We start from the raw sequence: 18432 nt of genomic DNA, 5'->3' as shown, positions 1-18432 counted from the left end.
GATCAAACAGGTTAAGGCCCACATCATGAATGACTGGCAGTTCTGGATCGACCGTGGCGGCACCTTTACCGACGTGGTGGCGCTCTCCCCTGATGGCACTCTGAAACGCACGAAGCTATTGTCCGAGGATCCCTCCCGCGCCGAAGACGCTGCGATCCACGCGATCCGCACGATTACCGAAACGCCCACGGGACCCCTGCCCCCCTGCCGCCTGCGCATTGGGACGACGGTGGCGACAAATGCTCTCCTTGAACGCAAGGGCGCGCGGGTCGCGCTGGCGATCACCGCCGGTTTCGAAGATGCGCTGACAATCGGGTCGCAGGAGCGCCCGGACCTTTTCGCCCGCGAAATCAAGTTGCCCGAACCGATCTATGACAGCGTGATCGCGATCGACGAGCGCGTACTGGCCGACGGCACGGTGGAGCGTGAACTGAACGAGGAAGCGGCGCGCGAGAAGCTTGCCGCCGCCAAGGCCGATGGCATCGAGGCGGTCGCGATCTGCCTGATGCACGGATATGCCCATACCGCGCATGAGGAAGCACTGGCCCGCATCGCGCGTGACCTTGGCCTGCGTCAGGTCTCGGTCAGTCATGAGCTGGCGCCATTGATCAAGCTGGTATCGCGCGGCGATACGACGGTGCTCGATGCCTATGTCTCTCCGCCGCTGTCCGACTATACCTCGACCATTGCCGCAGGGCTTGGCGATTCCGGCGATGCGCTGTTCATGCAGTCGAACGGCGGCCTGACCGCGCGGGACCGTTTCCACGGCAAGGATGCCATATTGTCCGGTCCGGCAGGCGGCATCGTCGGCATGGCGGCCACCGCGGAAGAGGCCGGCTTCAAGGCTGTCGTCGGGTTCGACATGGGCGGAACGTCGACAGATGTGTCGTGGTATTCCGGCCAATATGAGCGCGACGGCGAAACCCGGCTTGAGGGGGTGCGCATTGCCGCCCCCATGATGCGCATCCATACCGTTGCCTCGGGCGGCGGGTCGATCTGCCAGTTTCATGCCGGACGCTTTCACGTCGGCCCGGAATCGGCTGGCGCCTTCCCCGGCCCTGCCTGCTATCGCAATGGCGGTCCTCTTACGGTGACCGACTGCAATCTGGCACTGGGCAAATTGCAGGCCGCGCATTTCCCGCCGGTTTTCGGCCCCGATGGCGATTTGCCGCCCGATCGCGATGTGGTGATCGCGAAACTCGAAGCCCTTTGCACTGAGATCGAGGCACAAACCGGCCGCAAGCTCACGCCCATGGAGGCCGCCGAAGGCTTCATCGCCATCGCGGTCCAGGACATGGCGCAGGCGATCAAGTCGATCTCTATCCGTCGCGGGCACGACATCGCCGGTGCCGCTCTTGCCGCGTTCGGCGGTGCGGGCGGGCAGCACGCCTGCCTCGTGGCCGAGGCGCTGGGCATCGACACGGTTCAGGCGCACCCGCTGGCGAGCGTGCTTTCCGCTTATGGCATGGGCCTTGCCGATCGCCGCGCCATGCGGGAGGCGACGCTTTCGCTGACACTGGATGACGGGCATGACAGCGCCATCGCGGCGCAACTCGATACGCTGGCCGCAGAGGCAAGGGCCGAACTGGAAGCGCAGGGCATTGCCCCGACGGAAATCGCCATCGAAAAGACGCTACAGCTACGCCCTGCTGGTAGCGAGAACACGGTCGAAGTCACCTATGGCCCTACGTCCGACATGGCGTCATGGTTTCACAGCCAATGGCGTGAACGCTTCGGCTTCGATCCGGAAGGGCGGATCGTCGCCGCCACGGCGCGGGCCGAGGCTATCAATCGTTCCCCGCGCCGCAGTGGACCACCGCTGCCCCTTTGCGAAACGTCGGAACCGGCAGCTGCGACCGTGGACACATGGATGGACGGCCGCGCCCATCAAATCCCGCTCTATCGCCGCCCCGCCCTCGCCGCCGGTTTCGAGGGCGATGGCCCGGCACTGGTGGTCGACGATGTCTCGACCATCGTGGTCGAGCCGGGCTGGCGCATCCAAGTCGATAATGTCGGCAATCTCCTGCTGCGCCGGACGGGCGAGAGCGGTGAACGCACCCTTTCCACCGAACGCGATCCGGTGCGCACCGCGATCATGGGTGCATTGTTCATGGGCATTGCCGAGGAAATGGGCGCCGCGCTTCAGGCCAGCGCCAGTTCGGTCAATATTCGCGAGCGGCTCGATTTCTCGTGCGCGATCTTCGATCGTGAAGGTAATCTGATCGCCAACGCACCGCATATGCCGGTGCATCTGGGCTCCATGGGAGAAAGCGTGCGCACGGTCGCGCGGCGCAGGGCTGATGACGGGCGCGGAATTATGCCCGGCGATGCCTATGCGCTGAACGCGCCTTACGATGGCGGCACGCATTTGCCCGACATCACGGTCGTATTGCCGATCTTCGCCGATGGGGACGATAGCGCGCCGGCATGGTGGGCGGCGGCGCGGGGGCACCATGCCGATATCGGCGGCATCGCGCCCGGCTCCATGCCCGCATCCAGCACCAGCGTCGAGGAAGAAGGCATCCTCCTCGACAATGTGCTGCTGGTCGACGAAGGCCGCTTTCTGGAAGTCGACATGCGCGCCCGCCTTGCCGATAGCGCGTTCCCGGCGCGCGATCCCGACCGCAACATCGCCGACCTCAAGGCGCAGCTTGCCGCCTGCATCAAGGGATCGACTGAACTCAACCGACTTGCCGCCGGGCAATCGCGTGAGGTCGTCGATGCCTATATGGGCCATGTGATGGCACAGGCCGAGGAAGCCGTGTGCGCCCTGCTGGGGCAGCTATCCAGCGGCAGCTTCGCCTATGAGATGGATGATGGATCGACAATCCGCCTGGCCATCACCATCGATAGCGAAGCGCGGGAGGCATTGTTCGATTTCACCGGCACAAGCAATCAGCACAAGGGCAATTTCAACGCCCCGCTCCCCATCGTTCGCGCGGCGGTCCTTTACGCCATTCGGACCATGATCGATGGCGACGTACCGATGAACGAGGGGTGCCTCGCCCCCATCCGGCTGAAAGTGCCTGAAGGTTCGATGCTGAACCCCGTTGCCCCTGCCGCTGTGGTCGCAGGCAATGTGGAGACAAGCCAGGTCGTCACTGACACCATATTCGGCGCATTGGGCGCGATGGCGGGCGCGCAGGGGACGATGAACAATTTCACCTTCGGCAATGCCCGATACCAGTATTACGAGACCATCGCCGGCGGTTCTGGCGCAGGCCCCGGCTTTGACGGCGCGGACGCGGTGCAAACCCACATGACCAATTCGCGCCTCACCGATCCCGAAATCCTCGAAACCCGTTTCCCGGTAGTGCTGGAGGCTTTCGCCATCCGCGCAGGGTCCGGCGGCGCTGGCAAATGGCACGGCGGCAATGGCGTCATCCGCCGCATCCGTTTCCGCGAGGAGATGGAGGCGGGTATCCTTTCGAACCGTCGCCGCGTTCCGCCATTCGGGCTGGAAGGTGGAGAAGCGGGCCAGACCGGCCTTAACCGCGTCATCCGGGCCGGCGGAGCGGTCGAGGAGCTGTCATCCTGCGCCGGGGCCGAAATGCATCCGGGCGATGCGTTCGAAATCGCGACCCCCGGCGGCGGTGGCTATGGCAGGGACTAGGCGCGCGTGGCCGCGTCCAGCTCTGCCCCCAGCAGCAGCATATAGGCCGACAGCCACAACCATGTCAGCAGCACCACCACTGCGCCCAGCGAGCCGTAGGTGGCGTTGTAATTGCCGAAATTGGTGACGTAGATGCCAAAGCCCAATGTCAGCAGGCCGATGCCAACCGCTGCCGCGATCGGGCCCATGGCCCACCAACGCAGCGGGCCGGTTCCGCAGGCTGGCCCAAAGCGATAAAGCAGCCCCGCCGCCAGCGCGAGAAACGCGCCGAGCACGACATAGGTGAGAACGGACAACAGCTGCGCGACGACGATATTGTCCCATAGCCAGTTGCCCAAGAGCCCCAGCAGCGCCATCGCGCCCGCCGCCAGCAGCGCGCCTATGGCACAGGCCGCGGTGATTGCGAGAGCGACGAGATTGCGCTGCAAGAAGCTGCGCGCATCCTTGCATTCATAAGCGACGTTCAGCGCAAGCATCAGCGATCCAGCCCCATTGCGCGCACCGAACAGCGCCAGCCCCAGCGAAACGGCAAGGCCGATCCCCTGCGACTGGTCCGAACCCTGAATGGCGGCCTGCATCTGGTCCTGCACCAATGCCGCGGCCTCTCCGGGCAGCATGCGCGCGATGGCATCCATGTGGGAGGCGATCGTTTCGGGCTGGGCGACAAGGCCGTAGGTCAACACCGCCGCAGCGATCAGCGGGATCATGGCGAGAAACCAGTAAAACGCGACGCCCGCCGCGATCAGGGCGATATTATGTTCGCTGGCGCGGGCCCATCCGGTCTTTGCCCCGTTAACCCATGATTTGCCTGAAGTAACCGAAGCCAATACCGTCCCCTGTGATTGTAATGTTTATGGCGTCCCTGTCTCTGCCCAACAGGCGGCGAGGCAGAGCGTTCCATGGCTTTCTTCGCGATAACGGGAACTCGCGCTTTCCCCGACCATTAACCAAGCTCGCATTGCGTCGCACGGCAAGCGTGTGGCAGTCACCGGAGGGGCATGCAGGAACAAGGTCTCGTTATCGCCCTCGTCGGCGTGTTGGGCATCGGTGCCCAGTGGGTCGCATGGCGCACCGGCTGGCCCGCTATCGTATTGATGCTGATCGCGGGCTTTCTCGCTGGGCCGATCCTTGGCGTCATCGATCCGCATCACGCCTTCGGCGAGTTATTGGAACCGATGATATCCATCGGGGTCGCCATCATTCTTTTCGAAGGCGGCCTCTCCCTCGATTTCCGTGAACTGAGAAAGACCGGAGGCGCGGTCTGGCGATTGGTCGTATTCGGCGTACCCATCGCGTGGGTCGCGGGTTCGCTGGCCTGCTATTACATCGCCGGCCTGGTATGGCCGGTGTCGATCCTGTTTGCCGGGATTCTCGTCGTGACGGGCCCGACCGTGGTCTTGCCCCTGCTACGCCAATCGAGCGTTGCGCCCCGCCCTGCGGCGATCCTGAAATGGGAAGCCATCGTCAACGACCCGTTCGGCGCCATGTGCGCGGTTCTCGCCTATGAATATTTCCGCGCATCGGCCAATGGCGGCGCATTGTTCGACGTGTTGCCGGCGCTGGTTTTCGCGACATTGGCCGCCGCGGTGCTGGGCTATATCGCCGCATGGGTCATCGCGTGGAGCTTTCCGCGCGGCTTCGTGCCCGAATATCTGAAGGCACCGGTGCTGCTGGTGGCGGTGGTCGGCCTGTTTGTCGTCTCGAACATGATCCAGCAGGAAACCGGCCTGGTGGCCGTGACGATGATGGGCGTGGCACTGGCCAATATGAACCTCGATTCCCTGCGCGACATCCATCCGTTCAAGCAGAATATCGCGGTCATCCTCGTCTCGGGCATTTTCATTCTGCTGTCGGCGTCGCTTGATTACGATACGCTGCGCCTGCTGGAATGGCAGTTCACCCTTTTCCTGCTGGCGATCCTGTTCCTCGTGCGTCCGACGACCGTGCTGCTCAGCCTCGCCTTTTCAAAGGTGCCGTGGAAAGAGCGCATATTCCTCGCCTGGATCGCGCCGCGCGGTATTGTCGCGGTCGCCATCTCCGGCCTGTTCGCCCTGCGCTTGTCCGATCTTGGCTATGGCGACGGCACGATCCTGATCAGCCTGTCATTCGCCGTGGTGGTCGCGACTATCGTCGCCCATGGCTTTACCGTGGTGCCGGTGGCGCGCTGGCTGGGCGTGACGGGTTCGACGACGCCAGGGCTGCTGTTGATCGGCGCGACGCCATGGTCGATTTCGCTCGCCAAGGAGCTGGACGAGCTGGATGTGCCCGTGACCCTCGCCGATACCAGCTGGTGGCGCCTGTCGCGCGCACGGCAGCAGGGGCTCGACACCTATCACGGTGAGATCCTTGCCGAGGCAACCGAACATTCGCTGGACCTGTCGAAATACCAGGTGCTGGTCGCCGCGACCGAGAATGAGGCTTATAACGCCCTTGTCTGTAACGAATTCGCGCCGGAAATCGGGCGTGACGCAGTGTATCAGCTGGGCGAACCGACGCATCATAACGATCCGCGCTCTCTGCCGCCTTCGATCCGCGGGCGTTCGCTGTTCCCGTCAGGCCTCGGCATGGAGCAATTGCATCAACGGCAGGCCAAGGGCTGGGAGTTCAGGAAGACGCGCCTGTCCGAACAGTTCGGTTTCGACCAGGCCCGTGATGCCCTGCCCGAAGATGCCGATTTCCTGCTGGTGGTGAAGAAGGGGGGCAACCTGCGCTTCTTCACCCATGCCTCGCGCCCTGCCCCGATGGCCGGCGATGTCGTGATATCCTATTCCCCGCCAGAGGATCCGGTGACCGACAAAGTGCAGGCCAAGCGTGAAAAGCGTGCCCGTGTGCAGGCGAAGAGCGAGCAGGCCGGTGAGGAAGTTCTGGCGCAGACAAAAGACGGAACCGCTGGGGAGGAGCCGAAGCCGGCATGAGGAAGACGATCGCAACTTTAGGAAAGCCGATGACTATTGCCGGTCTGGCGCTGGCACTGGCAGCGTGCGACCAAAACGGAACCACACCGGCAGAGCCAGAGGATGATCCCGCCGCACAGGTCATGCCCGAAGAGGAAGAGGTGGAAGCGCCGCCCGTCAATTCGATCCTGCGCGATGACATGCCCGAACGCCCGATCGAAAAGCCCCCGCTCATGCCGCTGGAAGTCACGATCTCCTATCCCGATGGCGGCAGCGAACTCGACGAGGCGGCAAAGGAAGCCATCGCCAATCTGACTGCTTCCGAGCAGTTTGCCGGGGATGGCGCAATCGTGCTTCGCGGCCATACCGACAGCGAAGGCAATGACGAGGCCAATATACGCGCTTCTCGAAAGCGTGCCGAAGCCGTTGCCGAAATGCTTGAGGAAGCAGGCGCAAGCTCCGACCGTATAAAGATAATTCCGATGGGCGAGCAGAACCCAATCGAACCCAACGCCCTCCCCGACGGAACCCCGAACGAGGAAGGTCGCGCCGCCAACCGGAGAGTCGAAATCACGGTGGAGCCGCCCAGTGACGACACCGGCGAAAGCGCCCCCCCTGCCGCTGCCCCCGAGGAAACGGCGCAGGCAGACGCCCAAGCGAACGATTAATTCGAGCCGTTCCAGCGCCTATCGGCCGGCCCTTCCCCTGAATGGCGGGTGTATAATGGCAAACGGCGCGTTAACCCTGTTGCCGAGATAACATAGCTAGTGTCGCCCCGAGTTTTCGAAGCGAAACATTAACTATCCTATGCTACCTGCTTGCCCAATGCGCGTGCAGACCCCCTTTATCTGGCTCGGACAGAAGCAGAAGCAACGGTTGATCCAGCTTGCCATGTCGCTGTTGGCGACAGTGGCCGTGCTGTATCTGCTCGACCTGCCGAAAATCCTGGATGAACCACCGCGCATCATATCGGCCCGCATGATGCCGCGCGATGCGTCGGGTGAAATCGTGATGATCACCACCGATGCCGACAGCACCGACAACCGCTCAGGAGCGGAGCGCGAGGCGCTGGCGATTTCGGCGCTTGATCCGATGCAGCCGCGCCGGATCGTGTTCGAGGGCCGGTTTCCGAGTGACGATCCCGGCATCGGCCAGCTTCGTGACGTGCTGGCAAGGTCGCGATCGCGAACAGTGGTCGTCTGGCCGGTTTCGAACACCAGCGACAATTCTACAGGGCGGCAGATCGTTCGCACAGCCATTCTCCCCGTGGACGAGGAGGCGGTCGACCTCAATCGCACCTCTATAACCGGATATACGCTGGACGCTGTCACCACATTCGATTCCGGACCAAATACCCTACCGCGGCTAGGTCTCGCTCTTGCTGATATAAATGCGCAAAGCCTGCAGGGCGAAGTTTACCCGATAGACCACCGTTATCGTTTTCAGACCGTGCCCATCTACACGCTTCAGGAACTGCTTTCCGGCAAGGTTTCCGCAGAAGCGATCCGCGGCAAGAGAGTATTGGTCACCGCTCCGCCACTTGGCATTACACAGACATACCGCACGCCCAATCTGGCCGATTCATCGGCCAATTTCGTCGGGGTTCTGGCCGCCGAAACGCTCTACGCCGGCAAATTGAAAGCCTTTCACTGGACGATCCCCTTCCTGTTCCTCGGCCTGTTGTTGGCGGCTGCCACGCTCCTGCCACGCCGAAAGCGACGCATTGGATATGCAGCACTTTTTACAGCATCAATCGCAGCGCCTTTTATCGCGATGCATTTCGACATCGTCCTGCCTGCCGGCATGCTCTACACGCTGCTGGCAATCTATGGCGCGGTCAGGGCCCGCACGATCTGGCGCGATCGCGCCGCGGGCAGCGATGCAACCTCGGGTTTGCCCAACTTCAAGTCGCTGGAGGATGACTTCGCGAAAAGCAACGGCCGCCTGGTGGTGGCCCGCGTGGAGAATTACGAGGAGATCCTTGCCAGCCTCGACCCCACCCTCCATCGCAGCTTCATAAACCAGATCGCCCAGCGACTTGCCGTTGGTGGCGAACTGCGGATCTATACCGATGCCACCGGCCATTTCGCTTGGTTCGATGAGATGGAGCATGCCAAGAGCCACATCACCGGCCTGCTTGCCCTCGCCAGTGCGCCCTTGCGGGTCGGGGATCGCACGCTCGATTTTGCATGCGGGTTTGGCATATTGGACACAGAAGTGACCGTCCCGCGGCAGGCGATAAGCGCGACTGTCGTTGCCGCAGAAATCGCGCAGCGCCGCGCGAGCAGGCTTGCGCTTGTCAGCGAACAGGGCGGAGCGGATGCGGATTGGCAACTTTCGCTGCATTCATCGCTCGACCATGCCATCGCGCACCAGCACATCTATCTGCTGTTCCAGCCCCAGTGCCTGCTGGAGAATGGTCACGTCGTGGGTGCTGAGGCACTCGTGCGCTGGAAGCACCCGCAGCGTGGCGAGATCAGCCCCAGCGAATTCATTCCCCATATCGAAAAGGCAGGCCGCCTCAAGCCGCTGACCGCGCACACGCTGCGTCTGGCGGCGCGCTCGGCTAATGTGCTCGCCAGTGCGGGCGCGCGGGTTTCGGTCAATATCTCGGCCACGCTTCTCGCAGAACATGATTTCATTCCGCTCGTCTGCGACAATATCGCGGCGGGCGGCGGCCGCCCCGAAGCAATCACCATCGAAATCACCGAAACCGCCAAGATCGACGACTTTCCCATCGCCGCGAGCAACCTCAAACTGCTGCAGTCGAAGGGTTTCCACATATCGCTCGACGATTTCGGCACTGGTGAGGCAAATCTTTCGCTTCTGGTCGGCCTGCCTTGCGACGAGATCAAGATCGATCGCAGCTTCGTCACGCTTGCGCAGCATAATGAACGCGCACGCATCGTCATCGGCGCATTGTGCGAAACCGCGCGCAATGCGGACATGCGCCTCGTGGCGGAAGGCATCGAAGTCGAAGAGGAGCGAAACACGCTTACGAAGCTTGGCTGCACCATCGGGCAAGGGTTCTATTACGGACGCCCCATGCGCATCGCTCAGCTGCTTGCGATGGTTCATAGCGACGAAGATTCCATGAGCAAGAAATTAACGCTTTATTAACTATGAGTTTAAGGTTAATGATGAGGCCTCAGTAATGGAGGCCTAAAATGCAGAACCGTAAGCCGAATGGCGCAAACCGTGGTCTGATCGATTGGATCTGGGGCCTGACCTTCGACACTTGATTCGAGGTTGGACTGACCAAATGGAACCCCGCCCTAACCGGCGGGGTTTTTCCTTGGTTCGACGTAAGCCGCACAAGTCTCACACTTCACCGCCGTCCCTGACGCCGATGTCTTGCTATAGCCGGGAACCTGATCACATTGCTTTTGCAATTCACATTGCAATGTGACATTGCCCCCGCATGCAAACCGAACAACTCGAATCGACCCGTACCCGCATCCGCGAAATCATCGCGAAGGGGCGCATGAGCAAATCCGCCATAGCACGCGCTGCAGGCTTGCACGCCAACAGCTTGCGCGACTGCGATGAGCCGCATTGGAACCCGACGTCCGAGACATTGGCCAAGCTCGATTCCTTCCTGCGCGTGAATTCCGACCGGGATGTGATCGCCTCGCCCGAAGAGATCATCGATGAGGCCCGCAACGGGCGCATGTTCATCCTGGTCGATGACGAGGACCGCGAAAACGAAGGCGACCTCGTGATTCCCGCGCAAATGGCGACGCCGTCCGCGGTGAATTTCATGGCAACGCACGGACGCGGCCTGATCTGCCTCACCCTCACCCGTACGCGGACCGAACAGCTCGGGCTCGAACTGATGAGCCGGAACAACCGGACGCGCCACGAAACCGCATTCACCACTTCGATCGAGGCTCGCGAAGGCGTGTCCACCGGCATCAGTGCCGCCGATCGCGCGCGCACCATCAGCGTGGCGATTGACGGAACGAAGGGGGCTGACGACATTGTTACCCCCGGACATGTCTTTCCGCTGATCGCACGCGACGGTGGCGTGCTGACGCGCGCAGGTCATACCGAAGCCGCTGTCGACATCGCCCGGCTTGCAGGCCTTAACCCCTCGGGCGTGATTTGTGAGATCATGAACGATGACGGCACCATGGCGCGCATGGACGATCTCGTTCGTTTTGCCCGCCTGCACGACCTCAAGGTTGGCACGATCCGTGATCTGATCGCCTATCGCCGGCGCCATGACCGTCACGTCAAGGTCGTCTCGGAAAGCCGCTTCACCAGCGCCACTGGCAAGATCTGGACCGCGATGGCATTCCGCAACGAACCGACCGGCGATGAGATGATGGCGCTGGTGCATGGCCGCGTGGATTCCGAAACGCCGACGCTGGTTCGCATGCACACGCTCGACATGTTTGCCGACATTTTGGGTGAAAAGGGGCCCCGCACAGGCCTGCTGCGTCGATCGATGGAAATGATTGAGGGCGAAGGTTCAGGCGTCCTGGTTGCAATCAGCCGACTCAAGGGCGGCGCATTGGCGCGCTATTTTGAAGCGCGTGAAAGCAAGAACCCGGAAGAGATGGACGAACTGCGTGACTATGGCGTAGGGGCACAGATCCTTGCCGAGTTGGGCGTGCACGAGATGATCCTGCTCACCACCTCGCACCATTCACTGATCGCGCTGGAGGGTTACGGCCTGTCGATCGTCGAGGAGCGCCTGATCGCTCCCGCCGGGGCCGAGGCCGTAGAGCCCGCTTGAACGCACCGCATTCTGGAGTAAAGAACTTGTCCCGTTTTCTGATCGTGGAAGCGCGCTTCTACTCGCATCTCAACGACATGCTTATCGCCGGGGCGAAGGGAGTGCTGGAGGCCGAGGGTCATGACGTCGATGTCATCACCGTTCCCGGCGCGCTGGAAATTCCCGCCGCCATCGCGCTGGCTACCGAGGCCGAACGCTATGACGGCTATGTCGCCATCGGCGTCGTCATTCGCGGCGAGACCTATCACTTCGAGATCGTCGCCGGTGAAAGCGCGCGCGGCATCATGGCGCTGACCATGGACGGCATCGCCATCGGCAATGGCATTCTTACGGTCGAGAACGAAGAACAGGCGATCGTCCGCGCTGATCCTTCACAGAAGGACAAGGGCGGCGAGGCAGCCAAGGCCGCCCTCGCCCTCCTCGACCTTCAGGACAAGTTCGCCGCGGCCGAATAAGGCCCGCGAAACGCAGGAGCCTACCAGCCCGTCAGCCGCTCGGCTGCGGGCTGGTAAAGTTCGTCGCTGGGCTGCACGTCGAAAGCCCGGTACCACGCATCCAGATTGCGCACGGCATTGGCATCGTCTTTCGCGCCCTGCGTAATCGCCGATGCCTCCCTTGCCGTCTTGACCGCCTGCAATTGGGCAAAGGCGATGAAGAACCGCTGGTCGCCGGTATAGCCTTCGATCACGCGCGGCTCCTTTCCGCCCAATGATGCGCGATACCCCTCATAGGCCGCTGCCAGACCGGCAATGGTCGGATGGGCGGCGCCTGCTGCATTTGCGAGGCTCTTGCCCACGATCCCGCCGATCCCGCCATAATTCGCTGAAGCATCGGCTTCCGGGTCATAGAACGGCGGCTGCAAAAGGGCCGCGGGCACCTCCAGCACGTTTTGCAGCGGCAGGTAACGCACCTGCATGTCCTGCGTGCCGGTCACCCAGCGTGTGGGATCATAAGGCTTGCCCAACAGGCCAAGTTCCTGCCGATAGGCGGCCCTTTCAGCGGCGACCGTCATGCCATAGGCATTGGCTGCAAACGGGCCGAGATCGGTGAGTTCCTCATATTCATCGGGAAAACCCGTCGCTACGGTCAACTCCTCCAGCGCGGCGGTGCCATCAGCCCCATCGGGCAGGCCATCGGCCATGGCGCGGCGAATGCGATCGACGATGATCGAAACGTCCTTGCGTTCTTCCTCGGAAAAATAGCGAGCGGCATAGAGCCGGCTGAGCGTCCCGCCGAAAAGCGAGCTGATCTGGTGCGTCGCGAGTTCCTCCCGCGAACCGCCGTCGTCCATCACGCCCATCCGCTGTCCGTAAAAAACATAGCGGGCGCGGGCGAATTCAGCGGGTAGCACATTGGCGTGGGTGGAGAGGCGATGGAATATCAGCCAGTCCTTCCACGCATCCAGCGGCACTTCCTTTGCTAAGGTGGAGATACGGGCAATCGCCTCGGCATCGACCACTGCGATCTGCGCCTCGTCGCCAAGCCCCGCGGCTGCCAGCAGCCCGGCCCAGTCGATGCCCGGCGCCTCTTCCTGAAGCTCTTCGGCAGAAAGCATTCGGGCCTGCGAAAGATCCTGCGCCGCGCCTTGCGCCTCGGCGAGCTTGACTTCGAGATCGAGCACCGCATTGGCGCGAGCGGTCGCCCCCGTGCGCCCGCCACGTGACAGGATCCGCGCCACGTAATCGCGATAGGCCGCGCGAGTCGCGCGGGCGGCGGAGCTTTCAAGCAGATAGGCTTCGCGGTCGGGCAGCCCCAATCCGCCCGGCAGCAGCCACGCCGCGGCATTCTTACCCGTCGGCGCCGGCAATACCGAAACCGCGAACAGATTCTCGCTTTGCTTGCCGGCAAGCGGCTCGGCATCGGCGCGCAGCGTGGTACCGATCGCGCGCGACAGGCCGGCCACATCCTCGATCCCGTCGATGCGTTCGATGAAACTGCTGGCGGGTTTCAGGCCGAGGCGATCAATCATCTCCCGGTCCATGTAATAGCGGTAATAATCGCGAACGAGCGCCTCTGGCGTCCCCCGGTCCTGCGGGCGACCGGCGATATCCTCGACGATGGAAGTCAGGCGGCGGTCAAGTTCGGCCTCAGCCGCGCTGGTGCGCGAGACATTACTTGCATCGGCGGGCACCACGGCGTTGCGCAGCCAGTTGCCGTTCGCATATCGATAGAAATCATTGCCCGGATCAACAGCGGTATCCACGCTTTCTCCGTCGATTCCCGATCCGGTGCCTTGAATGGGGGAAACCGTCTCGCTCTCTCCGGCACAGGAGGAAAGGAGAGCAAGGCCAAGCACGGCCAAAAGGCCCAGCCAGCAGCGGCGAAGCGATATGGGGAAAGCGGCAATGTGAGGACGAACGGGCAAAAAAGTGCTCTACGTGTGGCGCCCGCACCGGCGCACTTGTCGATATGTGGCAAAAACGTGGCACCCGTTCTAATGGCTCAGGCCGCGCGGCGCAAACCGTTCCTTGGGGCAAGACGCACAGCCGGATACAACAGGCCCGAAACGAAACAGGCCCGCTCCGCGTGTAGCGGAACGGGCCCGTTTCAATAGATTGCGAACCGGATCAGGACAGGCGGCCGAATGCGCCCGACCCTGCATAGAGCGCGCTTGCGCCCAGTTCTTCCTCGATACGGATGAGCTGGTTGTATTTCGCAAGACGGTCCGACCGCGCGAGCGACCCGGTCTTGATCTGGCCGCAGTTGGTGGCGACGGCGAGGTCGGCAATGGTCGCGTCCTCGGTTTCGCCCGAACGATGGCTCATCACCGAGGTGTAGCCCGCGCGATGCGCCATGGCGACAGCTTCCAGCGTCTCGGTCAGCGTGCCGATCTGGTTGACCTTCACCAGCAGCGAGTTGGCGAGGCCGTCCTCGATACCCTTGGCCAGACGGCGCGGGTTGGTGACGAACAGATCGTCGCCGACCAGCTGGACCTTGTCGCCGATCTTGTCGGTCAGCGCCTTCCAGCCCTCGAAGTCGTCCTCGGCCATGCCGTCCTCGATCGACTTGATCGGATAGTTGGCACACAGATCAGCCAGGTAATCGGCCATTTCCACGCCCGAGAGCGAGATCCCCTCACCCGCGATGTCATAGCGGCCATCGGCGAAAAACTCGGTGCTGGCGCAGTCGAGTGCGAGAGCGACATCTTCACCGGGCTTGAAACCGGCCTTCTCGATCGACTTCATGATGAAATCGAGCGCGTCGCGCGTGCTGCCGATGTTGGGAGCAAAGCCGCCTTCATCGCCGACTGCGGTCGAGAGGCCCTTTTCGGCAAGGCCCTTCTTCAGCGTGTGGAAGATCTCGCTGCCCCAGCGAACCGCTTCGGCAATCGATTCGGCGCCGACCGGCATGACCATGAATTCCTGGAAATCGATCGGGTTGTCGGCATGTTCACCGCCATTGATGATGTTCATCATCGGTACGGGCAGCATGTGGGCCGAAACGCCGCCGATATAAGCATAAAGCGGCAGGCCGCGCGCAGCCGCCGCAGCCTTGGCCACCGCCATCGACGCGCCGAGAATCGCATTGGCGCCGATCCGGCTCTTGTTCTCCGTCCCGTCGAGCGAGATCATGGCAAGGTCGATATCGCGCTGGTCTTCGGCGTCGAGGCCGAGGAGAACGTCGGAAATCTCGGTATTGCAGGCCTCTACGGCTTTCAGCACGCCCTTGCCCATATAGCGACTCTTGTCGCCATCGCGCAGTTCCACCGCCTCATGCGCGCCGGTCGACGCGCCGGAGGGAACGGCGGCACGGCCCATCGAGCCGTCCTCCAGCAGCACGTCCACCTCAACGGTCGGATTGCCACGGCTGTCGAGGATTTCGCGAGCGTGGATATCGATGATCGCGGTCATTTAATGGGCCTCTTTTCCAAATTTAACGGTCCTGCGCCCCCTTGTTGGCGGCATCGGACATGCCAGATATATCAGCAGGGGCGCAGGCTAGCGCAATTCGTGATATGCGTGGCCGAATTAGTTGGCGGAACAATGACTGGCAACAGTCGTTATTGCATCAACACCAGGGGGCTGAACCCGTCCCCTCTTTTTGCCAGCCCGCCCCGAAAGGGTAAGGCTGGAGAGAACCGCCGGGCCACCGGCCCGACCTGGCAACCCATCCAACCCCTTCGCCAGAGGGGACGGACAAGGACGAAAGATGCAAACCATGGTCGAACCTATCGAACCCGTTTCCCCCACTCCCGATCACCGCACCGAAGCGAAGAGCCGCTTTTCGAAGGCGCTTGAGGAAGCCAAGGCCGGCGTTGCCGAGCTGAAGGCCGAAGCGCTGGAAAAGACCAGTGGCTACAAGGACCGCGCCGGTGAGAAGGGCGATCAGCTCAAGGGCGATGCCAACGCCTATGGCGATCAGGCCAAGGCCAAGGCCTATGAGCTTGCCAACGAAGGCAAGGGCAAGGCCAGCGAAGGCATGGTCGCGCTCTCTAAGCTGATCACCGACAATGCGCCGACGCTCGATGAGAAGCTTGGCGTCAAATATGGCGATTACGCCCGCTCGGCTGCCGGCAGCCTTGAAAAGAACGCAGCCTCGCTCGACGAAAAGAGCCTTGAGCAGATCGGCGACGATGCGCGCGAATTCGTGCGCAAGAGCCCGGGCACCGCTGTCGCGATCGCGGCAGGCGCCGGCTTCCTGCTGGCACGGCTGTTCCGCAGCAAGTGATCGGGCCGGATCGGTGCTCTCCACAATGACGTGCAGTGCGTACCGATCATGACCGGATGAGAGGCGGAGCGCGTCTGTTCAGGGCGCGCCCGCCTTTTGCCTTTTCCGCCACGGTTCGAAAGGGCCGGACGCAAACGAAATTCGGTGCCGGACCAAGGCCGGTGCCTGGGGGACAAGACTGAAATGGCGGAAAGCGCCGATGACATCGCTGTCGAGCGATCACTGATCGAGGATATCAGCACGCTTGTCGAAGACGGCAAGATGCTGGCCGAGGCCGAGATCGACTTCCATAAAAAGCGCGCCCTTTACGCCGCGAACGAGGCGAAGGGCATTACCGCGCTATTCGTCGCGGCAGCCGTATGCGGCTTTTTCGCGGCGATGGCGCTGGTAGTCGGGCTGGTGCTCGCACTGGGGCAGATCATCACCTATTGGGGATCGACTGCGCTTGTTACCGCCGTGCTTGGCATCATTGCACTGCTTTTGGCCAAAAAGGGGACGGCAAAGATCAACAGGATGAAGGCGGTCATCGCCGCCGATGAGGAAGGTCGAAACGCATGAGCGAGGAAGAAGTCCTTGAAGCGCGCCGGCTGAGGAAAGCGGCACGCAATGTTTTCGAAACCCAGCGCGATCTGATCAAGTCCGATCTTGGCGCGGCAGGTGTCGGCAAGCGCGTCGCGACCCGCCTCGCCTCGGATGGGCGCATGCTGGCCGAGGAAGCCGCCGATGCCGCGAACACACACCGCCCGATAGTGGCCGCTGGCGCGCTTGCCGTTACGGCATGGCTGCTGCGCGGGCCTATCATGGCATTTGCCGACCGTGTGCTTGGCCGTGAAGAGGGTGAAGAGGAAGAGGCATTCGACACGGCCGACACCCCGCAAGCCCCGGAATAAGCGCTTTTGGAACCGGATCACGTCCGATCCATTGATCTGACAAGACATCAATCAATCGAGGAAACGCCCGTGACCAACGAACCTGCCGCAACCACCGCAACGACCCCTGCAACGCCGATCGAGCCGGTCGGCGTTCCGTCGAACGATATCGAAGCGCCCCGCGAGCCGACGCTGGCCGAAAAGGTTTCCGCAGCACAGGCGCGTCTTGCTGAACGTACGGCCCCTGCCCGCGCCAAGGCCGCGGAGAACACGAAGAAGGCTGCTCGCAGCGCCAGCGATTTCGTCAAGGAGCACCCCGTCCTCGCACTTTCCGGTGCGGTCGTTGCCGGTGCAGCCATCGCCCTCGCCCTTCCGGGCAAGCCGGGGCGCAAGGTGCGCGGCGCCGTGCTTTCCACCGGCGGTCTTCTGGCGGAACTGGCCAGCACCTATGGCTCGCAAATGCTGGCCATGGCCGAAGATGCTGCTGAAACGTCCAAGGAAAAGCTGGGCGAAATTGGCGAAAATTTTGCCGAATCGAGTTCCGCACTTGCGAGCACCTTGTCGGAAAAAGGCGAAGGCACGCTACTGTCGGCCCGCCATATCGGTGAAAAGGCCGCACTTGCCGCCCGTCAGGCCAGCGAGGACGCAGCTTTCAAGACCGGCTCGCTCGCTTCGCGCCTGCGGAAATAAATAGGTTGTTTTTCAAAAAATAGGTCCGACCCCCCTTTGGATCGGCCGCCGCATCGGTTAGAAGCCGCCCGATCCCGCCCGATCGGGCGGCTTTACCTTTACCAGCGGAGTATTTGATGGCGCAGCTTCTGCATCTTGTGATGGGTGGCCGAGTGAAAGACCCCCGTGGCCTCGAATTCGAGGACCTGAACAACCTCGATATCGTCGGCGTCTTCCCCGACAAGGCTTCGGCCGAGGAAGCATGGCGCGGTGCAGCCCAGCGCACTGTAGACGATGCAGAGATGAAATATGTGGTGGTGCACCTGCACCGGCTGCTGGAACCCGATCTCAAGCTCGACTGAGGTCCGGATGCAATTCGGGCGGGGAAGCCAAAGCCTCCCCGCCCGAAGCAATCAGATGAATTCGATTTTGTCGACAAGGTAGAACCGCTCGCCCGAAGGCACGGTAACCTCTACCTCTTCCTCGACTTTCTTGCCGATCAATGCGCGGCCCAGCGGGCTGGAATAGCTGATCCGGCCCTTTTTAGCGTCAGCCTCGGTCGGACCAACGATCTGGTATTTGATCGGCTTGTCGTCCTCGTCCAGCAGGGTGACAGTCGCGCCAAAGATGATCTTGTCGCCCGACAGCGAAGCCGGATCGATGATCTGCGCACGGCTGACCTTGTCCTCCAGATCGGCGATCGTCGCCTCTACCTGGCCCTGGCGCTCCTTGGCGGCATGGTATTCGGCGTTTTCCGACAAATCGCCATGCGCGCGCGCTTCTTCGATCGCATCGACGATGCGGGGACGCTCCTCACGCAGAGCCTTCAATTCGGCGGTCAGCTTTTCATAGCCTTCCGCCAGCATCGGTACCTTTTCGACACTCGCCATTTTTAATTCGTTCCTCCTGGCCCTCCCCGCGGCGAGACAGGTTTCCCGCCTGCCGAAACCTTTGGCTCCGGGGTAGTGCGGGTCTACG

15 protein-coding genes are annotated in these 18432 nt (G+C 62.2%); 11 read left to right on the top strand and 4 right to left on the bottom strand.

The genetic code is table 11. The features are described from left to right. Positions 1-25 precede the first annotated feature (25 nt). Complete coding sequence (locus tag A9D13_RS15805; protein ID WP_066775919.1) at positions 26-3613, top strand: hydantoinase B/oxoprolinase family protein; 3588 nt, start codon at positions 26-28, stop codon at positions 3611-3613. On the opposite strand, the gene A9D13_RS15800 is transcribed toward A9D13_RS15805, so the two are convergent. Next, positions 3610-4440, bottom strand: coding sequence for a YihY/virulence factor BrkB family protein (locus A9D13_RS15800; protein ID WP_082922472.1), 831 nt, complete (start codon positions 4438-4440; stop codon positions 3610-3612). The two genes, A9D13_RS15805 and A9D13_RS15800, sit on opposite strands and share 4 nt — an antisense overlap. Positions 4441-4611: 171 nt before the next feature. Between A9D13_RS15800 and A9D13_RS15795 the strand changes: the two genes are divergently transcribed. From A9D13_RS15795 to ribH, 5 genes are all read left to right on the top strand, one after another. Further along, entirely contained in the window at positions 4612-6528 is a 1917-nt protein-coding gene (locus tag A9D13_RS15795) for a cation:proton antiporter (protein ID WP_066775735.1), read from the top strand. Between the two features lie 29 nt (positions 6529-6557). Beyond that, positions 6558-7175, top strand: coding sequence for an OmpA family protein (locus A9D13_RS15790; protein ID WP_172808200.1), 618 nt, complete (start codon positions 6558-6560; stop codon positions 7173-7175). A gap of 208 nt (positions 7176-7383) precedes the next feature. After that, positions 7384-9627, top strand: a complete 2244-nt coding sequence (locus A9D13_RS15785; protein WP_172808199.1) for an EAL domain-containing protein — start codon at positions 7384-7386, stop codon at positions 9625-9627. Between the two features lie 301 nt (positions 9628-9928). After that, positions 9929-11248: a 3,4-dihydroxy-2-butanone-4-phosphate synthase gene (ribB, locus tag A9D13_RS15780; protein ID WP_066775730.1), complete on the top strand. Its 1320-nt coding sequence runs from the start codon at positions 9929-9931 to the stop codon at positions 11246-11248. 26 nt (positions 11249-11274) lie between these two features. Beyond that, positions 11275-11703, top strand: coding sequence for a 6,7-dimethyl-8-ribityllumazine synthase (gene ribH / locus A9D13_RS15775; protein ID WP_066775729.1), 429 nt, complete (start codon positions 11275-11277; stop codon positions 11701-11703). Between the two features lie 20 nt (positions 11704-11723). Here the strand turns inward: ribH and A9D13_RS15770 are convergent, their stop codons facing one another. Beyond that, the gene (locus A9D13_RS15770; RefSeq protein ID WP_066775727.1) at positions 11724-13451 is read right to left on the bottom strand and encodes a M13-type metalloendopeptidase; all 1728 of its coding nucleotides are present in this window, start codon (positions 13449-13451) and stop codon (positions 11724-11726) included. A 364-nt stretch (positions 13452-13815) separates the two neighbouring features. Beyond that, the gene (gene eno, locus A9D13_RS15765) at positions 13816-15099 is read right to left on the bottom strand and encodes a phosphopyruvate hydratase (protein ID WP_066775726.1); all 1284 of its coding nucleotides are present in this window, start codon (positions 15097-15099) and stop codon (positions 13816-13818) included. A 307-nt stretch (positions 15100-15406) separates the two neighbouring features. Here eno and A9D13_RS15760 point away from each other — a divergent pair, with 307 nt between their 5' ends. The 5 genes from A9D13_RS15760 to A9D13_RS15740 all read left to right on the top strand — a co-directional run bounded on the left by A9D13_RS15760 (position 15407) and on the right by A9D13_RS15740 (position 17816). Beyond that, a complete protein-coding gene (locus A9D13_RS15760; RefSeq protein WP_066775918.1) occupies positions 15407-15916 on the top strand; it encodes a DUF883 C-terminal domain-containing protein in 510 nt (169 codons plus the stop codon). 183 nt (positions 15917-16099) lie between these two features. Then, positions 16100-16474: a phage holin family protein gene (locus A9D13_RS15755; protein ID WP_066775917.1), complete on the top strand. Its 375-nt coding sequence runs from the start codon at positions 16100-16102 to the stop codon at positions 16472-16474. Beyond that, on the top strand, positions 16471-16806 hold the full coding sequence (locus A9D13_RS15750) for a hypothetical protein (protein ID WP_066775725.1): 336 nt from the start codon (positions 16471-16473) through the stop codon (positions 16804-16806). The genes A9D13_RS15755 and A9D13_RS15750 overlap by 4 nt, the downstream gene beginning before the upstream one ends. Before the next feature lie 69 nt (positions 16807-16875). After that, complete coding sequence (locus A9D13_RS15745; protein WP_066775724.1) at positions 16876-17475, top strand: hypothetical protein; 600 nt, start codon at positions 16876-16878, stop codon at positions 17473-17475. 116 nt (positions 17476-17591) lie between these two features. Then, positions 17592-17816, top strand: coding sequence for a DUF4170 domain-containing protein (locus tag A9D13_RS15740; RefSeq protein WP_066775721.1), 225 nt, complete (start codon positions 17592-17594; stop codon positions 17814-17816). 51 nt (positions 17817-17867) lie between these two features. Here A9D13_RS15740 and greA read toward each other — a convergent pair whose 3' ends face one another. Beyond that, entirely contained in the window at positions 17868-18344 is a 477-nt protein-coding gene (gene greA, locus A9D13_RS15735; RefSeq protein WP_066775719.1) for a transcription elongation factor GreA, read from the bottom strand. Positions 18345-18432: the final 88 nt, after the last annotated feature.

It is taken from the genome of Croceicoccus mobilis (assembly GCF_001661965.1).
GTDB lineage: Bacteria > Pseudomonadota > Alphaproteobacteria > Sphingomonadales > Sphingomonadaceae > Croceicoccus > Croceicoccus mobilis.
The sequence above is the reverse complement of the archived record's forward strand: the minus strand, read 5'-3'. Positions and strand labels throughout refer to the sequence as shown.